Below are 17,288 nucleotides of genomic sequence, written 5' to 3'. Positions count from 1 at the left end.
CATGACCAGCAGCACCACACCGTTCGACGAGGCCGAGCGCCTGAAGTGGGCGGGCCTGGCCGACGCCTACGCCGCGTCCTTCGCCCGGCTCTGCGCACGCACCGTGCCCGAGCTGCTCGACGAGGCGGGCGTGAGCGGCGGAACCCGGGTCCTGGACGTGGGAACCGGTACCGGAGCGGTGGCCGTCGCCGCGTGCACGAGGGGGGCGGTGGTCACCGCCGTCGACGCGGAACCGGACATGGTGAAGAGCGCCATGCGGGCCGCCCCGGCGGCGGACGTGCGCGTCGCCCTCCTGCCCGAGCTGCCCTTCGCGGACGGCGAGTTCGACGCGGTCGCCGCGAACTTCGTCCTCAACCACGTCGGGCGTCCCCGGAAGGCGCTCGCCGAACTGGGCCGGGTGACCCGCCCCGGTGGCCGGATAGCGGTCACCATCTGGGGAGCCGACGCCGGTACCGGGCAGCGGCTGCTCGGCCGGGCGGTCGCCGCCGCGGGCGCGCTCCGACCGCCGGAGGTCCCCCCGCTCGCCCCGGAGGAGGCGTTCGAGCAGACCCCCGAGGGCCTCGCCGCACTGCTGGCGGGGGCCGGGCTGGCGGACGTCTCCTGCACCGCCCTCGCCTGGGAGCACCGGGCCACCGTCGAGGAGTGGTGGACCGGGGCCGCGTCCGGGGTGGCGACCATCGGCCGCATCGTGACCGCCCAGACGCCCGCCACGGTGGCGGAGATCAAGCGCCACTACGAGACGCTCAGCGCGGAGTTCGTCGTACCGGGCGGCGAGGACGAGAAGCTGCTGGCACTGCCGCACCGCGCACTGCTGGCCTCCGGTCGGGTGGTCTGACCGGGCAGAGGCGTACGCCTCCGGACGGGCGGGGGCGGACGGGCGGGCCTCCGGGCGGCCGGGCGGACGGGCGGGTCGCCGGGGCCGACCCGCCCGCCGGGGTGCGCGGGAGGGGCGGGAGGAGCGGGAGCCGTGGGGCGTGCGGGCGCGTGGGGCGGCGCGCGGACGCCGGTCACTCTGGGGGCACCACGGCGCACGCGCCGGAATGGGGGGTTCCTGTCACGTTTCGAGCGTTACGTTCACCCATAGGGATTAAATGTCCGAAAGGGGAACCGAGAGGGCGTCCTTCTCTGCCTACGGTCGCACGGTGACGAGCAGCAGGCTGGAGCCTCCCACGCACACCACCGGCGCACACCGATCGCCCCGTCGCGCCCCCCACCTCCCGGCGCAGCGACCGCCCGCACGTGACGAGCCGTACCTCGACGGCCTCTTCACCTACTGCCTCTCCGTCCTCTGCGACCACGAGGCCGCCACGGAGGCACTGGGAGCCGTCCTCGCCGTCGCGGAACGCCAGGACGGGCGGTGCCCCACGGGTCAGGAGGAACGTAAATCCTGGCTGTACGCGCTGGCCAGGTGGATGTGCCTGCGCGTGCTCGCCGAGCAGAAGCGCGGCCGTCAGGCCCACCGCCGGACTCCCAGGGACTCCGGCCGTCCGGTGAGTGAGGAGCGCGGCGCCGCGCTCGCGGAGGCCCTCGCCCCGGCCGCTCCGGCCGCTCCGGCCGCTCCGGAAGGAGCACCCGGCGAGGCTCCCGTCTCAGGACCGGTCACCGGACCGGCCACCGGTGTCGGCGGGTCCGTCCGCCCCGCCGACCGGGGCGGGCAGGAGGGGGGGAGCGCACCGGACACCGCTGGGCCGCCTCGTACCACCCCCGAGGAGGCGACCGTCCCGCCTTCCGGGGAGAGCCCCGCGTCCGAGGCCCGCCGTCGCGAACTCGCGCAGCTGGCCTGGCCGGAGGCGGCCGGTACCACGCCCGAGCAGCGTGAGGCGCTCGAACTCTCCGTCCGGCACGGACTCACCCCGCGTGCCGTCGCCTCCGTGCTCGGACTCGACCCGGCCACCGCGCGCGAACTCCTCGCCGCGGCCTCCTGCGAGGTCGAGCGGACCAGGGCCGCGCTCGCCGTCGCCGAGGACGGCACCTGCTCCGCCGTCCGCAGCCTCACCCGCGACCGGCAGGCGCTGCTCTCCGCCCCGCTGCGCCGCGAGCTCGTCCGCCACGTCGACGACTGCCCGCGCTGCCGGCGCGCCGCCGAACGTGCCGGAGCCGCCGGTCCCTGGCCCGGAGTGGCCGTCGCCCCCGCCGCGGGACTGCCCGTGGTGGAGGCGCCCCGCCCGTCGGTGCGGGTGGCGATGGCGCACGCCCAGCGTTCCCGCGCCGGTTCCCCGCGTTTCGACCGGGCCGGTTACCCGCTCGACCCGAAGGACCACGCGGCCCGCCGCGACCGGCTGCGCGCCCGGGTCATGACGACGACGGTGGTCGCGACGGTCGTGGCGGCGCCGGTCATCGCGCTGTGGGCGGCGGCGTACCGGGGGGCGCCGGCGGCCGGGGACCGCCACGAGGGCGCGTCGCCCGCCGCGACCGAGATGGACGCGGTGGGCGAGTCGGCCGGGACCTTCTCGGAGAGCGGGGACGGCGACGGCCCGCGCGGCGGGGACGGGCACGGCGACGGGAGCACGGGGGGCGGCAGCACGCACGCCGAGGAGGCCGGCGCAGTCCTCCGGGACGGCTCGCCGGACGGGGCCCCCGCCCCGGAGGTCACCGCCGAGGTGATCGGTACGGCCGTCGGCGCCCGCCGGGCCGGGGCGGTGACCGTCGCCGTGCGGACCTCCGGCGGTGTCACGTCCCTCAGGCTGACGGCCTCCGGGGGCGGCCCCGCCGTCTGGGCGGCCCGCACCGACGCCCGCTGGCTGCGGCTCAGCCGTTCCTCGGGCACGCTCGCGGCGGGCGAGAGCACGACCTTGCACGTCCGGGTGGACCGGTCGCGGGAGCCGCGCCACCCCTGGCGGGCCCGCGTCGTCCTCGCGCCCGGGTCCCAGCACGTACGGATCGAGGGGCGAGGCCGGACCCCCGCGTTCACCGGCTTCCCGGCCGGGGGGCCGCTGCGTCCCACGACGCCCGACGCCCCGCCCGCTCCCACCCGACCGGCCGCCCCGCGCGCCCCTGCCGCCGCTGCCGCACCCGAAGTTCCCGAGCCCCCCGCGCCCGTTTCCGGGGCCCCGACCGGGGCGGCCCCGGCCCCGGCGGGCTCCGCCGGGCCGCCGCCGAGCCCGTCACCGGACCCGACCGGCCCGCCGGCCGCGCAGGGCCCGGCCGAACCGTCGCCGCCCGGCCAGTCGTCCAGCCCCTCGCCCGACGGGCCGCCGGACCCGCCAGCCGCCCAGCCCACCGGCACCGGCGAACCACCCCCGGCGGGCTGAGGCACCGGCCCGCACCCACCGGGCGCGACCGCCGCACCCACGGGGCGCGACCGCCGCACCCACGGGGCGCGACCGCCGCACCCACGGGGCGCGACCGCCGCACCCACGGGGCGCGACCGCCGCACCCACCGGGCGCGACCGGCCCGCACCAGCCGTGGCGCGAACCGGCCGTATCCGCAGGGGCGGGAGCACCGGCCTCAGGCCGGGGTCACCGGGTCCGCCGGGTGCGGGGCCATCGGCAGCAGCGAGGCGAGCCGCTGCTCGCAGAGCGCGACGAGCCGCTCGTACGCCTCCTTGCCCATCAGCTCCGTGAGCTCGGGGCGGTACGTCACGTAGACCGGGTCGCCCGCGCCGTGCGCGGAGGTGGCGGAGGTGCACCACCAGTGCAGGTCGTGACCGCCCGGACCCCAGCCCCGGCGGTCGTACTCGCCGATGGAGATCTGGAGCACCCGGGTGTCGTCGGGCCGGTCGATCCAGTCGTACGTCCGCCGGACCGGGAGCTGCCAGCAGACGTCCGGCTTGGTCTCCAGCGGCTCCTTGCCCTCCTTCAGCGCCAGGATGTGCAGCGAACAGCCCGCCCCGCCGGCGAAGCCGGGACGGTTCTGGAAGATGCAGGAGCCCTTCCAGCGGCGCGTCTGGCGCTCACCGTCGTCGTCGATGCCGACCCATCCCGTCGAGGTGCCGACGTCGTGGAACTGCCACATCTCCGGAGTCAGCCGCTCGACGTGACCGGCCACCCGCTTCTCGTCGTCCTCGTCGGAGAAGTGCGCGCCCAGCGTGCAGCAGCCGTCGTCCGCCCGGCCCGCCTGGATGCCCTGGCAACCGCTGCCGAAGATGCAGGTCCAACGCGAGGTCAGCCACGTCAGGTCGCAGCGGAACACCTGCTCGTCGTCGGCGGGGTCCGGGAACTCCACCCACGCCCGGGGGAAATCGATGCCCTTCTCGTCGGACCGGTCGGGTCCGTTCGCTTCCGTCCGCTGACTCTCCTGACTCCGATCCTGATTCGTTCGAGGCTTCTTCGTCGCTTTGCCCGGCTTCGCCTTGTTCGTCTTTGACACGCGCCAAGAGTAAGTCCCTTTCGGCGTAGCGTTCCGGGTATGAGACTCGGAGTTCTCGACGTGGGGTCGAACACGGTTCACCTGCTGCTGATGGACGCCCATCCCGGCGCCCGCCCGCTGCCCGCGCACTCGCACAAGGCGGAGCTCCGCCTCGCCCAGCTCCTCGACGACCGGGGGGCGATCGGTCCCGAGGGTGTCGACCGGCTGGTCGCCGCCGTGGCCGACGCGGTCCGGGCCGCCGAGGACAAGGGGTGCGAGGAGGTACTGGCGTTCGCCACCTCGGCGGTACGGGACGCCGTCAACGCCGAGGACGTACTGGGCCGGGTGCGTGCCGAGACCGGTGTCGACCTCGCGGTCCTCAGCGGCGAGGAGGAGGCGCGGCTGACCTTCCTGGCCGCCCGCCGCTGGTTCGGCTGGTCGGCGGGGAAGCTGCTGCTGCTCGACATCGGCGGCGGTTCGCTGGAGATCGCCCTCGGGCTGGACGAGGAGCCCGCGGCGGCCGTGTCGCTGCCGCTCGGCGCCGGCCGCCTCACCGCCGCCTGGCTGCCCGGCGATCCCGCCGGGCCCGCCGACCCGGCTCAGCTGCGCGAGCTGCGCCGGTACGTCCGCGCCGGCATAGCCCGTACGGTCGGGGAGTTCAGCCGCCACGGCGGGCCCGACCGTGTGGTCGCCACCTCGAAGACCTTCAAGCAGCTCGCCCGGATGGCCGGGGCGGCCCGCTCCACGGAGGGGCTGTACACCCGGCGGACCCTCTCCGCCGCCGCGCTGGGGGAGTGGGTGCCCAAGCTGGCGACGATGACCGCCGAGGAACGCGGCCGGCTTCCCGGCGTCTCGCCCGACCGGGCCGGCCAGCTGCTCGCCGGGGCGCTCGTCGCGGAGGGGGCGATGGACCTCTTCGGGATCACCGAGCTGGAGATCTGCCCCTGGGCGCTCCGCGAGGGTGTCATCCTGCGACGCCTCGACCACCTCCCGGCGGAGCGGCTCGCGCTGAGCTGACGGCCCGGTCGCGGCGGGGGCGCCGCGGACGGCCGTCGACGGCCCGTGACCGGCCCCGACCGCTCATGGCCCATCTCACTTTCCCTCCTGCCCCCTCGGCGGCCGGCCGCCGGGCCCGTACGCTGTCCAGGTGGCAGATCCAGCGGTGCGCGTCCCCGATGCGAAGGTCGCGCTGTCGACGGCCTCGGTCTACCCGGAGTCGACGGCGACGGCCTTCGAGATCGCCGCACGCCTGGGGTACGACGGTGTCGAGGTCATGGTGTGGACCGATCCGGTCAGCCAGGACATCGAGGCGCTGCGGCGCCTCTCCGACTACCACCAGGTCCCGATCCTCGCCGTGCACGCGCCCTGTCTGCTGATCACCCAGCGGGTCTGGTCCACCGACCCGTGGGTCAAGCTCCAGCGGGCCAGGTCCGCCGCCGAGCGGCTCGGCGCCTCCGCCGTCGTGGTCCACCCGCCGTTCCGGTGGCAGCGCCACTACGCCCGCGACTTCGTCGACGGGATCTGGCGCATGGCCGACGAGACCGACGTCCGGTTCGCCGTCGAGAACATGTACCCGTGGCGGTACCGGGACCGCGAGATGCTGGCGTACGCCCCGGACTGGGACGTCACCCACGACGACTACCGGCACTTCACCGTCGACCTCTCGCACACCTCCACGGCCCGTACGGACGGCCTCGCCATGGTGGACCGGATGGGCGACCGGCTCGCCCACGTCCACCTCGCCGACGGCAAGGGCTCCGGCAAGGACGAGCACCTGGTGCCCGGCCGGGGCGACCAGCCCTGCGCGGAGCTGCTGGAGCGGCTCGCGCGGACCGGGTTCGACGGGCACGTCGTCCTGGAGGTCAACACCCGCCGGGCCATGTCGTCCGCCGAACGCGAGGCGGACCTCGCCGAGGCGCTCGCCTTCACCCGTCTCCACCTGGCCTCGGCCAAGCGGGCGCCCCGGTCGTGACCTCGCGTTCCGCCCAGGAAGAACCCCCGGCCCCGCGCCGCAGGGGCCGTCCCTCGCGGGCCGCCGCCCAGGGCGGCCCCGACTCCCGGGCCCGCATCCTGGAAGCTGCCCGTACCGAGTTCGCCGAGCGCGGCTACGACAAGGCTTCGATGCGCTCGATCGCCCGTGCGGCCGGCGTCGACGCGGCGCTGGTCCACCACTACTTCGGGACGAAGGACGAGGTGTTCGCGGCGGCCGTGGAGCTCTCCTTCGAACCCGCCCTCGTGGTCCCCCAGATCCTGGGCGGCCCGGTGGACGGGGTGGGGGAGCGGATGGCGCGCTACTTCATCTCCGTGTGGGAGAACCCCGCCAGCCGGGCACCGCTGCTGGCGATCGTCCGGTCCGCGCTCACCCACGAGGCGGCGGCCGAGGTGCTGCGTACCTTCGTGCTGGGACGGCTGCTGGAGCGGATCGCCGCGGAGCTGGACGTACCCGACCCGACCTTCCGCGCCGAGGTGGCCGCCTCGCACATGGTGGGCATCGCGATGCTGCGGTACGTCGTACGGGCCGAACCGCTCGCGTCGGCGGACCCGGAGCGGATCGTCGCCCTGGTGGCGCCCAGCATCCAGCGCTATCTGACCGAGGACGGCCCGCACGCCCGACCGGACCCGCCGGGCGCGGGACACGGCGGCACACCGCCCGAAGGGCCCGCCGCACCGACCGCTCCTTGAGCACGGCGTCCCGCTATCCGGACAGGCTGTCCAGATCCTGGAGCCGGGGCGTACGCTCGGAAAAGTCTTTTCCGTCGAAGTAGACAGTCTTTTCTTATCTGTCGAAGGCTTATCTGTCGAAGGAGCGAGCGACGATGCCGCAGCTGAGGTCCCGCACTGTCACCCACGGTCGCAACATGGCGGGCGCCCGCGCCCTTATGCGGGCGTCGGGCGTAGCGAGCGAGGACATCGGCAAGCCGATCATCGCCGTCGCGAACTCCTTCACCGAGTTCGTCCCGGGCCACACCCACCTCTCCCCGGTCGGCCGGATCGTCTCCGAGGCGATCCATGCGGCGGGCGCGGTGCCGCGCGAGTTCAACACGATCGCCGTGGACGACGGCATCGCCATGGGTCACGGCGGCATGCTCTACAGCCTGCCCTCGCGCGACCTGATCGCCGACTCGGTCGAGTACATGGTCGAGGCGCACTGCGCGGACGCGCTGATCTGCATCTCCAACTGCGACAAGATCACGCCCGGCATGCTGATGGCGGCCCTGCGTCTCAACATCCCGACGATCTTCGTCTCCGGCGGCCCGATGGAGTCCGGGAAGGCGACGCTGGTCGACGGCACCGTCCGCACCCTCGACCTCGTCGACGCCATGTCCGACGCCGTCAACGACAAGATCTCCGACGCGGACATGCTCCGTATCGAGGAGAACGCCTGTCCCACCTGCGGCTCCTGCTCCGGCATGTTCACCGCCAACTCCATGAACTGCCTCGCCGAGGCCATCGGCCTCGCGCTGCCGGGCAACGGCTCGACGCTCGCCACCCACACCGCCCGCCGCGCCCTCTACGAGAACGCGGGCCGCACGATCGTCGAGATCACCAAGCGCCACTACGAGCAGGACGACGCGACCGTCCTGCCCCGCGCCATCGCGAGCCGTGCCGCGTTCGAGAACGCCATGGCCCTCGACATCGCCATGGGTGGCTCGACCAACACGATCCTGCACCTCCTCGCCGCCGCGCAGGAGGCCGAGCTCGACTTCGGGCTGCCGGAGATGGACGAGATCTCGCGCCGCGTCCCCTGCCTCGCCAAGGTCGCGCCGAACGTCGGCAAGAACCGTACGTACTACATGGAGGACGTCCACCGCGCCGGCGGCATCCCCGCCATCCTCGGCGAGCTGCACCGCGGCGGGCTCCTCAACGAGGACGTCCACTCCGTCCACTCCGCCTCCCTCGCCGACTGGCTCAAGAACTGGGACGTGCGCGGCGGTTCGCCCGCGCCCGAGGCCGTCGAGCTGTGGCACGCGGCCCCCGGCTGCGTCCGCTCCGCCACCGCCTTCTCGCAGTCCGAGCGCTGGGACACCCTCGACACGGACGCCGCCGAGGGCTGCATCCGGGACGTCGAGCACGCCTACTCCAAGGACGGCGGCCTCGCCGTCCTCAGGGGCAACCTCGCCGTGGACGGCTGTGTCGTGAAGACCGCAGGCGTCGACGAGTCGATCTGGACCTTCGAGGGCCCGGCCGTCGTCTGCGAGTCGCAGGAGGCGGCCGTCGAGAAGATCCTCCTGAAGCAGGTCAAGGAGGGCGACGTGGTCGTCATCCGGTACGAGGGCCCCAAGGGCGGCCCCGGCATGCAGGAGATGCTCTACCCGACCTCGTACCTGAAGGGCCGCGGCCTCGGCAAGGCGTGCGCGCTGATCACCGACGGCCGCTTCTCCGGCGGTACGTCGGGCCTGTCGATCGGCCACGCCTCCCCCGAGGCGGCCTCCGGCGGCACGATCGCGCTGGTCGAGGACGGCGACCGCATCCGCATCGACATCCCGAACCGCTCCATCGAGCTGCTCGTCCCGGACGCCGAACTGGCGGCCCGCCGCGCGGCGCTGAACGGCGTGTACGCGCCGAAGAACCGCGAGCGCAAGGTCTCGGCGGCTCTGCGCGCCTACGCGGCGATGGCGACCAGCGCCGACCGCGGCGCGGTGCGCGACGTCTCCAAGCTCGGCTGACCGCTCCACCCGGCAGCGACGCGACCGCCCGGCCACCCCACGAGGGGGGCCGGGCGGTCCCGCGTTCCCGGGGCCCTGACTCACCAGGCGGCCGGATCGCTCCCGTCCACCGCGAAGACCGAACCGTCCGGCGCCGTGCCGACGACCCGGCGGCCGACCGGCACGGGTGCGTGCGGGAAGGCGGTCCCGCCGAGCTTCCCGTCCCGGAGCCGGGGAGCGGTCTGTCCGAGCAGGTTCCCCCGCCGGGTGTCCACCGCGAGCAGCCGCCCGTCCGCCGCCGTGAAGTACAGGCGGTCGCCCTCGCCGAGCACCGGGGCCGACATCAGCGCCACCCCGGTCTCCAGCCGCCACCGTTCGGCGCTGCCGCCCCGGGCTCCGGCACCGATGTCCAGGGCCACCAGGGTTCCGCCGGGCGCCAGCAGATAGGCGGTGCCGGCGCCGACGACGATGTCCGGGTCGGCCATCCCGTAGGGCACCGCGATCCGCGTCGCCGTCCGCCCCTCGGGGTCGTAACGCACCAGGGTGGCGACCCGGGAGCTCTCTCCGGTCACCTTCAGGACCAGCGACCCGGCGCTGACGCCGACCGGAGTCAGCGTTCCGTCCAGCCGCCGCTGCCACCGGATGTCTCCGGTCGCCGCGTCGATCGCCGTGACGAGGGTGGTGTTCCCGGCGCCGGTGTTCTCGTAGAGGTAGGAGACCCCGGACGCCGGATCGTGGAAGCCGATGACCGGCAGCGCGTGCCCGGCGAACCGGTGGTTCCAGCGCACCCGGCCGGTCCGGGAGTCGATCCCCTTCACCTCACCCCCGGCGCCGACGATCAGCGGGGTGTCCCCGGCGCTCCACGGACCGCCGACCGAGGAGGGGGAGCCCGCCGACCAGACCGGCTCGCCGTCCTTCGGGTCGTACGCCCGGAGCGTCACACCGGGCTCGTCCACCAGGACCGGTCCGCCGCCGGTGGCCAGCGACCTAACCGAGGCCGAGGAGTCCCGGTGCGACCAGAGGACGTGCCCGTCGGCGGGATCGAGGCGGGCGACGCCGTAGCCGGACGCGGCGCAGTAGAGCGTGGCGACCGCCGCCGCGCCGCCGGCCGTACCGGAGGACGTGCCCGTGCCGGCGGACGTGCCCGTTCCGGAGGAGGACGTGCCCGTGCCGGCGGACGTGCCCGTTCCGGGCCCGGTGGCGGTGAAGCAGTACGGAACCGAGCCGGCGGCCCCCGCCAGGACGGTCCGCCACGGGACGAAGGCGTCCGGCGCGTCCGGCGCCGCGCCGTCCTTCTCCGCCACCGGCGGCGTACTCGCGCCGACCTCGGCGTACACCACGCCCCCGGTGGCGAGGGTCAGCAGCGCCGCCGCGCCCGCCGCCCACCGGGCGCGCCGGGGACGCCCGGCCGAAGCGGCCCGGCCCGGTGCGGCGGCGGGCGCGTCCCGCACGTGGGTGGACTGGGCGAGGGGCGGTCCGGCGGCCTCCCCGGCGGTGCCGTCGCCGGACTCCCGCACTTCGCCGTCACCCTCGGGCTCCTCCCGCCCGGGAGCGGGGCCACCGGGAGCGCGGTCACCGGGAGCGCGTTCCCCGGGCGCCGGCCGCCGCTGGGCGGGCACGAAGGCCGCCGCGTCGTAGGAGGGCGGCAGCAGCGCCGTCATGATCTCGTCCGGCGTCGGCCGCCGCTCGGGCTCCTTCGCCAGGCACTGCCCGACGAGCTTGACCAGGTCCCTCGGCACCCCGGTCAGGTCCGCCTCGTCGTGCACCACCTGGTACGCCACCTGGTACGGGCTCTCCGAGTCGAACGGACCCCGCCCGGTCGCCGCGTGGATCAGCACCGCGCCCAGCGCGAACACGTCGGCGGCCGGACCGACCTCGCGCGGACGCTGGAACTGCTCGGGCGCCATGTAGGGCGGCGAGCCGATCACCTTCCCGGTCTCCGTGCGCAGTTCGCTGTCGTACGGACGGGAGATCCCGAAGTCGATGACCTTCGGCCCGGAGTCCGGCAGCAGCACGTTGCTCGGCTTCAGATCGCGGTGGATGACCCCCGCCCGGTGGATGTCCCGCAGCGCCTCGGCCAGCCCGGCGGTGAGCCGCCGCAGCTGCGCCGGGTTCATCGGGCCGTTCCGCTTCACCTGCGCGGAGAGCGTCGGACCGGGTACGTACAGGGTCGCCATCCAGGGCAGCGGGGCCGCCGGATCGGCGTCGACCACCGGTGCGGTGAACGCGCCGCTGACCCGCCGCGCGGCCGCGACCTCCTGCCGGAAACGTGCCCGGAACTCGGGGTCCGCCGCGTAACTCCGGTGCACGATCTTGATCGCCAGCGGGAGCCCGGACGCGGACGTGGCGAGGTGGACGACACCCATGCCGCCCTCGCCGAGACGTGCTTCCAGACGGTACCGGCCGGCGTACTCGGAACGTTCCGTTTCCGGATCCGGCCCGACTTCCCGCAGCGGTGCCATCACCCACCCCCGTGTGTTCGACCGCAAGCGCGACGCACGGAGCCTATTCGATGCTTCGCCCTTGTCGCGCAAGGCTTGTTAGCCTGCGCGTCACCTGTACCGATCCGACCCGGGGGAGGGCCGCATGGCCGTCGACGAGAGCACCACCGCACCAACCGCGTCATCGAACGGAGCCGAGTCCGCGAGCACCGTGGACACGCTCCCGGAACCGGTCGTCCCGGAGGGTGCGAAGACACTGGCCGTCGAGCCCGCCGGGGTCGCGACCCTCTCCTACGAGTACCCCCGCTACCCGATCGCGCCGGGCTACCGGGTCTACGTCCGCACCGGACCGGGCACCAACTACGCCCCCCTCCGACTGCTGCCGTTGGGGGCGATGGTGGCGGTCTACTGCCAGAAGGCGGGCGAGCGGGTCAGCGGCCCGTACGGCTCCTCGAACCTCTGGGACTGCATCTCCGCCGACGAGTACGTCTCGGACGCCTACGTGCACACCGGCAGCGACGGCTGGATCGCCACCCGCTGCTCCTGAGAGCCTGCCGGGCGGCCCGTGACCGGGTGGCCAGGGCCTCCGTCCGATCGCGGGCCGTCGACAGGCTCCGGGCGCCGTCCCGTCTCGGCCCGGCCGGTGGGGCATCCCGCCGGCCGGGCCGCACGCGGAATAATCGACGGCGTGAGCGAGAACAGCGATACCACCGGAACCCTGCCCACCGGACCGCTGCCCACGGGTACGGGCCCGCAGGGCGGCACCACCCCCGGCCCGCGACCGGAGGCGCTCCGCTTCTTCGGTACGACCTGGGTCGCCCACGACGGCGGGTACGCGCTGCGGCGCGCCGGGGTGGCGGCCGGGTCGCTGGCCGCCGCCGTCGCCTCCTGCGTGGTCCTGCGCTTCGCCTTCAGCGGCCTGGCGGTCGCCGGGACCGGCACCTTCCTGAACATCCTGGTCGTGCTGATGTTCGCCGTGTGCAGCGCCGTCGCGTACCGCAAGACCTGGGAGGGCTACCGGAACCGCCCGGCGGACCCGGCCCGCGAGGACACCCTGCGCGGCCTCAGGACGATCGGCTTCGTCGGCTCCCTGCTGGCGTACTTCGTCCGCTCGCTCCGGGAAGCCCCCGGCGAGGGGCTGCTGCGCGCCGAGTACGAGACCGCCCTCGCCCGCTACGCCAAGCGCCGCACGACCCGGACCGGAAACCCGGCCGCCCGCAAGGCCGCCCGCAAGGCCAAGTAGCCGGCGGTGACCGCCCGGCGCCCGGCCGTCGCCAGGGCGCACGCCCCCCGCGCCTCCGACTCTCCGAAGGACGTGCCGCATGCCGCCCACACCGCCCGCCGAACCCCGGCCCCTCGTTCCTCCGCCGGCCTCCGCGTCGGTCCGCGCCCTCTCGTTCAGCGCCGCCGCCGCCCTGTACGCCGCCGCTCGCCCCGGATACCCGCCGGGGGTGTTCGCGGCGCTGGAGGAGGCGACCGGACGCCCTCTGGACGCACTGCGCGCGGTCGACGTGGGCGCGGGAACCGGCATCGCCACCCGTGAGCTCGTCCGGCGCGGCGCCCACGTCGTCGCCGTCGAGCCGGGCGACGGAATGGCCGCCGAACTGCGCCGGGCCCTGCCCGGGGTGCCGGTGGTGCGCGGCGACGGCAACCACCTCCCCCTTGCGGACGGTGTCGCCGACCTCGTCACGTACGCCCAGTCCTGGCACTGGACCGACCCCGCGCGCTCCTGGCCGGAAGCCGCCCGAGTACTGCGCCCCGGCGGGATTCTCGCCCTGTGGTGGAACGTCGCCGACCACGAGGTCCCCTGGGTCGCCGAACAGGACTCCCGCATCCGCCGTCACCTGGGCGCGGACCACGGCGTCCACGCCGTCCCCGCTCCGGGAGACGCTTCCCGCGCAGTGGGCCTGCCCACGAAGGGGACCGCCCGTCACCGGCTGCCCTGGTCCCGCCGGGTGAGCATCCGGACCCACCTGGACAACCTCGCCAGTCACTCCGCGTTCCTGGTGAGGGACGGCGAACCCGCACGTGCCGACCGGCGGTTCCTCACCGAGGAGGGCGCGCGCCTGCGGGAGCTCTTCCCCGACGGCACGGTCGAGGAACGGTACGTGGTCGACCTGACGACCACCGCCGTCTGACCCCCGCCGCCTCTTGCCCCTCTCCGCCCTTTGACCCTCTCCACCCCCTGACTTCCGCCGGCTGCCCTCCCGCCCCCGCCACCGCCGGGGCCACCGCCGGGGCCGACGGCTCGTCAGCACCAGGCCCGGAGCCCCGGAACCATCCGTGACTCCGGGCTTTCGCACGCCTTGACGCGTGAGGCCGCAGCGGAGCATATTCATCGAATGATGAATAATCGACGCACCGCCGGACCGGACCCCGCGTCACCCTCCCCGGCAGGACCGGCGCCCGCAGCCGTCCGCGCCGGGGATCTCACCGTCGTACGCGGCGACCGCACCGTGCTGCGCGGCCTCGGCTTCACCGTCGGACCCGGCAGGATCACCGGACTCCTCGGCCCCTCCGGCTGCGGCAAGAGCACGCTGATGCGCGCGATCGTCGGCACCCAGGACCAGGTCACCGGCACCCTCGACGTCCTCGGCGCCCCCGCCGGACACCCGGGGCTGCGCTCGCGCGTCGGCTACGTCACCCAGGCCCCTTCCGTCTACACCGACCTCACGGTCCGCCAGAACCTGGACTACTTCGCGGCCGTGCTCCTCCCCGGCCGCGCCCACCGCCACACCCGCCGCGAAGCGGTCACCCGCACCCTCGACGACGTGGACCTCGCCGGCCACGCCGACGCGCCGGCCGGCCGCCTCTCCGGCGGGCAGCGCAGCCGTGTCTCCCTCGCCGTCGCCCTGCTCGGGGAGCCCGAACTCCTGGTCCTGGACGAGCCGACCGTCGGGCTCGACCCCGTTCTCCGCCGCGACCTGTGGAACCTCTTCCACGCCCTCGCCACCGACCGGGGCACCACGATCCTGGTCTCCTCCCACGTGATGGACGAGGCCGAGCGCTGCCACCGGCTGCTGCTGATGCGCGAGGGCGCCATCCTCGCCACCGGGACCCCGGAGGAACTGCGTGCCCGCACCGGGAGCACCACGGTGGAGGATGCCTTCCTCCGCCTCGTCGACGAAGCGTCCGCCCGGCCCGAGGAGACCACGCGATGAGCAGCGACACCCTTCCCGCCGCCACCCGCGCTCCCGCGCGGGCCCGGCCCCTCACCCCCGCGCGCACCCTCGCCACCGCCGGCCGCGTGCTGAGCCAGCTCCGCCACGACCCCCGCACCATCGCGCTGCTGCTGGTGATCCCGGTCGTGATGATCGTCCTGCTCCGGTACGTCTTCGACGGCAGCCCGCGGACCTTCGACTCCATCGGCGCCTCGCTGCTCGGGATCTTCCCGCTCATCACGATGTTCCTGGTGACCTCGATCGCCACCTTGCGCGAGCGCACCTCCGGCACTCTGGAACGCCTCCTCGCCCTGCCGCTCGGCAAGGGCGACCTGATCGCCGGTTACGCCCTCGCCTTCGGCGTGATCGCCGTCGTCCAGACCCTGCTGGCCACCGCCGTCTCCGTCTGGTTCCTCGGCCTCGACGTCGTCGGCTCGCCCTGGCTGCTGATGCTGGTGGCGCTGCTCGACGCCCTGCTCGGTACGGCCCTGGGGCTGTTCGTCTCGGCGTTCGCCGCGTCCGAGTTCCAGGCCGTCCAGTTCATGCCGGCGGTGATCTTCCCGCAGCTCCTGCTCTGCGGCCTCTTCACCCCCCGCGACCAGATGCAGCCGGTCCTGGAGGCGATCTCGAACGTCCTCCCGATGTCGTACGCCGTGGACGGCATGAACCAGGTGCTCCACCACTGCGACATCACCGGGGACTTCGTCCGGGACGTCGCCGTCGTCGCGGGGTGCGCCCTCCTGGTACTCGGCCTGGGGGCGGCCACTCTCCGCCGCCGTACCGCCTGATGTCCGACGGGCGGTCACCCGGGCGGCTCCCTGCCGCCCCGGTGCGAGGATGACCGCGACGAGCACGGGACGGAGCCCGGAGCACACCGTGCGCCGAGGACCGTGAGCACAGCCCGGAGGGTGAACCGCATGACCCAGACAGTCGCAGTCCTCGGCACCGGCAAGATCGGCGAGGCGCTCCTCAGCGGGATGATCCGGGCCGGCTGGCGTCCGGCGAACCTGCTGGTCACCAGTCGGCGCGCCGAGCGCGCCGAGGAACTGCGGACGCGGTACGGAGTCGAGTCGACCGGCAACGCGGAAGCGGCCAAGCGCGCGGACATCCTCATCCTCGCGGTGAAGCCCCAGGACATGGGGAGCCTGCTGGACGAGCTCGCCCCGCACCTTGCCGCGGACCGCCTCGTCATCAGCGCCGCCGCCGGTATCACCACGGCGTTCATCGAGGACCGGCTGCCGTCCGGCACCGCGGTGGTCCGCGTCATGCCGAACACCCCGGTGCTCGTGGACGAGGGGATGTCCGTCCTCTCCGCAGGCAGCCACGCGACCGGCGAGCACCTCGCCACCACCGAGGAGATCTTCGGCGGGGTCGGCAAGACGCTCCGCGTCCCCGAGTCCCAGCAGGACGCGGCCACCGCCCTCTCCGGCTCGGGGCCGGCGTACTTCTACTTCCTGGTCGAGGCCATGACCGACGCCGGAATCCTGCTCGGCCTCCCGCGCGCCCAGGCCCACGACCTGATCGTGCAGGCGGCCATCGGCGCCGCGGTGATGCTCCGCGACAGCGGCGAGCACCCGGTGAAGCTCCGCGAGGCGGTGACCAGTCCGGCCGGCACCACCATCAGCGCCATCCGCGAGCTGGAGAACCACGGAGTGCGGGCCGCACTGATCGCCGCCCTCGAAGCCGCCCGCGACCGCAGCCGCGAGCTCGCCTCCGGCCAGGGCTGATCCGTCACTTTCCGGCGGCCGCGACCAGGTCCGCGCTGGCCACGACCTTCGCGAAGCCACCGCTGTGCAGTGTCACGGCGGTGGCCCGCGCCAGCTCGTCCGCGCCCAGTTCCCAGCCCCACGGCCCGACCGCGTCGAAGGTGTACGTCGCGTCGAGCGCGAGGAACACCTCGTACCCGAGGTTCCCGCCCATGCGCGCCGTCGTCTCCACGCACATGTTGGTCTGGATTCCGGCCACCACGATCTGCCGTATGCCGGCCTCGTCCAGCCAGGCCCCGAGATCGGGCGTCCCGTAGAAGGCGGAATTCACCGTCTTCGTCAGAAGCAGCTCGGGCCCACCGCCCTTACCCCGCCGCTCTTCCACGTACCCCTTGAACGCGTTCCCCGGGTATCCGGGCCGCAGCGGCGAATCCGGCTTCGGCGAGTCGTGCCGTACGAACACGACGGGGCGTCCGCTCTCCTGCCACGCGTCGATCAGATCGGCGATGTTCCGATCCGCCCCGGTGTTGTTCCGCGGCCCCCAGTACTCCTGCTCCTCGAAGCCTTCCTGCACGTCCACCACGATCAGCGCCGCGTTCTGTGTCATTTCCATGGGGATGATCCTGCCGCCCCGCATCCGGGACGCCCAGACGCCGAAAAGCCATCGATCGATGCTTTACTGCCACCATGGCGCCCGGACCCGCACCCACCCCCGCCCGCATCGCGTTGGTCGCGTTCCCCGGCATCCGGGCGTTCGACGTCTCGGTCATCACGGAGGTTTGGGGCGTGGACCGCACCGACCGCGCCGTCCCGCCCTTCGAGCTGCGCCGCGTCGCCGCCGACCCGGCCCCGGTCGCGCTGCGTGGCGGGCTCTCCCTCACTCCGGACCGCACGCTCGCCTGGCTGACCCGCGCCGACCTCATCGTCGTTCCCGGCCTCGACGACCAGCTGACGCCGGCCCCCGCTCCGGTCCTGGACGCCCTCCGCCGCGCCCATGCCCGCGCCACCCCGATCGCGGCGCTCTGCGGCGGCGCGTTCACCCTCGC

The 17,288-nt window shown here is 74.3% G+C and carries 16 protein-coding genes (1 of these 16 running past the window's edge); 13 read left to right on the top strand and 3 right to left on the bottom strand.

What is annotated here, in order from left to right:
- Position 1 precedes the first annotated feature (1 nt).
- Both OHT52_RS12130 and OHT52_RS12125 read left to right on the top strand, forming a co-directional pair.
- Positions 2 to 835, top strand: a complete 834-nt coding sequence (locus tag OHT52_RS12130; protein WP_328720157.1) for a class I SAM-dependent methyltransferase — start codon at positions 2 to 4, stop codon at positions 833 to 835.
- A gap of 307 nt (positions 836 to 1,142) precedes the next feature.
- Positions 1,143 to 3,251: a BACON domain-containing protein gene (locus OHT52_RS12125; RefSeq protein WP_443046559.1), complete on the top strand. Its 2,109-nt coding sequence runs from the start codon at positions 1,143 to 1,145 to the stop codon at positions 3,249 to 3,251.
- A 197-nt stretch (positions 3,252 to 3,448) separates the two neighbouring features.
- On the opposite strand, the gene OHT52_RS12120 is transcribed toward OHT52_RS12125, so the two are convergent.
- Positions 3,449 to 4,309, bottom strand: a complete 861-nt coding sequence (locus OHT52_RS12120) for a hypothetical protein (RefSeq protein WP_328720155.1) — start codon at positions 4,307 to 4,309, stop codon at positions 3,449 to 3,451.
- A gap of 39 nt (positions 4,310 to 4,348) precedes the next feature.
- Here OHT52_RS12120 and OHT52_RS12115 point away from each other — a divergent pair, with 39 nt between their 5' ends.
- The 4 genes from OHT52_RS12115 (at position 4,349) to ilvD (ending at position 8,955) form a co-directional block, all read left to right on the top strand.
- Positions 4,349 to 5,305 carry a Ppx/GppA phosphatase family protein gene (locus tag OHT52_RS12115; protein ID WP_328720154.1) on the top strand — a complete coding sequence of 319 codons (957 nt, stop codon included), beginning with the start codon at positions 4,349 to 4,351 and terminating at the stop codon, positions 5,303 to 5,305.
- Positions 5,306 to 5,435: 130 nt separating this feature from the next.
- Positions 5,436 to 6,260, top strand: coding sequence for a sugar phosphate isomerase/epimerase family protein (locus tag OHT52_RS12110; RefSeq protein ID WP_328720153.1), 825 nt, complete (start codon positions 5,436 to 5,438; stop codon positions 6,258 to 6,260).
- Positions 6,257 to 6,970, top strand: coding sequence for a TetR/AcrR family transcriptional regulator (locus tag OHT52_RS12105; RefSeq protein WP_328720152.1), 714 nt, complete (start codon positions 6,257 to 6,259; stop codon positions 6,968 to 6,970). The genes OHT52_RS12110 and OHT52_RS12105 overlap by 4 nt, the downstream gene beginning before the upstream one ends.
- Before the next feature lie 134 nt (positions 6,971 to 7,104).
- Entirely contained in the window at positions 7,105 to 8,955 is a 1,851-nt protein-coding gene (ilvD, locus tag OHT52_RS12100; RefSeq protein WP_328720151.1) for a dihydroxy-acid dehydratase, read from the top strand.
- 80 nt (positions 8,956 to 9,035) lie between these two features.
- Here the strand turns inward: ilvD and OHT52_RS12095 are convergent, their stop codons facing one another.
- On the bottom strand, positions 9,036 to 11,396 hold the full coding sequence (locus OHT52_RS12095; protein WP_328720150.1) for a serine/threonine-protein kinase: 2,361 nt from the start codon (positions 11,394 to 11,396) through the stop codon (positions 9,036 to 9,038).
- A gap of 124 nt (positions 11,397 to 11,520) precedes the next feature.
- Here OHT52_RS12095 and OHT52_RS12090 point away from each other — a divergent pair, with 124 nt between their 5' ends.
- The 6 genes from OHT52_RS12090 to proC all read left to right on the top strand — a co-directional run bounded on the left by OHT52_RS12090 (position 11,521) and on the right by proC (position 16,263).
- Positions 11,521 to 11,922: an SH3 domain-containing protein gene (locus OHT52_RS12090; RefSeq protein ID WP_328720149.1), complete on the top strand. Its 402-nt coding sequence runs from the start codon at positions 11,521 to 11,523 to the stop codon at positions 11,920 to 11,922.
- A gap of 141 nt (positions 11,923 to 12,063) precedes the next feature.
- Entirely contained in the window at positions 12,064 to 12,618 is a 555-nt protein-coding gene (locus OHT52_RS12085) for a hypothetical protein (protein WP_443046558.1), read from the top strand.
- Between the two features lie 79 nt (positions 12,619 to 12,697).
- Complete coding sequence (locus OHT52_RS12080; RefSeq protein WP_328720148.1) at positions 12,698 to 13,513, top strand: class I SAM-dependent methyltransferase; 816 nt, start codon at positions 12,698 to 12,700, stop codon at positions 13,511 to 13,513.
- Positions 13,514 to 13,717: 204 nt separating this feature from the next.
- Positions 13,718 to 14,536: an ABC transporter ATP-binding protein gene (locus tag OHT52_RS12075; protein ID WP_328720147.1), complete on the top strand. Its 819-nt coding sequence runs from the start codon at positions 13,718 to 13,720 to the stop codon at positions 14,534 to 14,536.
- Positions 14,533 to 15,324 (top strand): ABC transporter permease, encoded by a 792-nt coding sequence (locus OHT52_RS12070; protein WP_328720146.1) that lies wholly within the window; start codon positions 14,533 to 14,535, stop codon positions 15,322 to 15,324. Before OHT52_RS12075 ends, OHT52_RS12070 begins: the two co-directional genes overlap by 4 nt.
- Positions 15,325 to 15,453: 129 nt before the next feature.
- Positions 15,454 to 16,263 (top strand): pyrroline-5-carboxylate reductase, encoded by an 810-nt coding sequence (gene proC / locus OHT52_RS12065; RefSeq protein WP_328720145.1) that lies wholly within the window; start codon positions 15,454 to 15,456, stop codon positions 16,261 to 16,263.
- A 4-nt stretch (positions 16,264 to 16,267) separates the two neighbouring features.
- On the opposite strand, the gene OHT52_RS12060 is transcribed toward proC, so the two are convergent.
- Positions 16,268 to 16,855 (bottom strand): cysteine hydrolase family protein, encoded by a 588-nt coding sequence (locus OHT52_RS12060; RefSeq protein ID WP_328720144.1) that lies wholly within the window; start codon positions 16,853 to 16,855, stop codon positions 16,268 to 16,270.
- 74 nt (positions 16,856 to 16,929) lie between these two features.
- Here OHT52_RS12060 and OHT52_RS12055 point away from each other — a divergent pair, with 74 nt between their 5' ends.
- Positions 16,930 to 17,288, top strand: partial view of a GlxA family transcriptional regulator gene (locus tag OHT52_RS12055; protein ID WP_328720143.1) — the 5' end (the start) only. It continues 658 nt past the right edge of the window; the window shows 359 of its 1,017 coding nt (coding positions 1–359); its start codon is at positions 16,930 to 16,932; its stop codon lies beyond the right edge, outside the window.

The sequence above is a fragment of the Streptomyces sp. NBC_00247 genome (assembly GCF_036188265.1).
In the GTDB taxonomy this organism is placed as follows: domain Bacteria; phylum Actinomycetota; class Actinomycetes; order Streptomycetales; family Streptomycetaceae; genus Streptomyces.
This window is presented reverse-complemented; position numbering and strand designations above follow the sequence as displayed.

Excerpts from the sequence above, each read along its gene's own strand:
- OHT52_RS12130 (WP_328720157.1), top strand. The coding sequence starts at position 2 with ATGACCAGCAGCACCACACCGTTCGACGAGGCCGAGCGCCTGAAGTGG.
- OHT52_RS12115 (WP_328720154.1), top strand. The coding sequence starts at position 4,349 with ATGAGACTCGGAGTTCTCGACGTGGGGTCGAACACGGTTCACCTGCTG.
- ilvD (WP_328720151.1), top strand. The coding sequence starts at position 7,105 with ATGCCGCAGCTGAGGTCCCGCACTGTCACCCACGGTCGCAACATGGCG.
- OHT52_RS12095 (WP_328720150.1), bottom strand. The coding sequence starts at position 11,396 with ATGGCACCGCTGCGGGAAGTCGGGCCGGATCCGGAAACGGAACGTTCC.
- OHT52_RS12090 (WP_328720149.1), top strand. The coding sequence starts at position 11,521 with ATGGCCGTCGACGAGAGCACCACCGCACCAACCGCGTCATCGAACGGA.
- OHT52_RS12080 (WP_328720148.1), top strand. The coding sequence starts at position 12,698 with ATGCCGCCCACACCGCCCGCCGAACCCCGGCCCCTCGTTCCTCCGCCG.
- OHT52_RS12075 (WP_328720147.1), top strand. The coding sequence starts at position 13,718 with ATGATGAATAATCGACGCACCGCCGGACCGGACCCCGCGTCACCCTCC.
- OHT52_RS12070 (WP_328720146.1), top strand. The coding sequence starts at position 14,533 with ATGAGCAGCGACACCCTTCCCGCCGCCACCCGCGCTCCCGCGCGGGCC.
- proC (WP_328720145.1), top strand. The coding sequence starts at position 15,454 with ATGACCCAGACAGTCGCAGTCCTCGGCACCGGCAAGATCGGCGAGGCG.
- OHT52_RS12060 (WP_328720144.1), bottom strand. The coding sequence starts at position 16,855 with ATGGAAATGACACAGAACGCGGCGCTGATCGTGGTGGACGTGCAGGAA.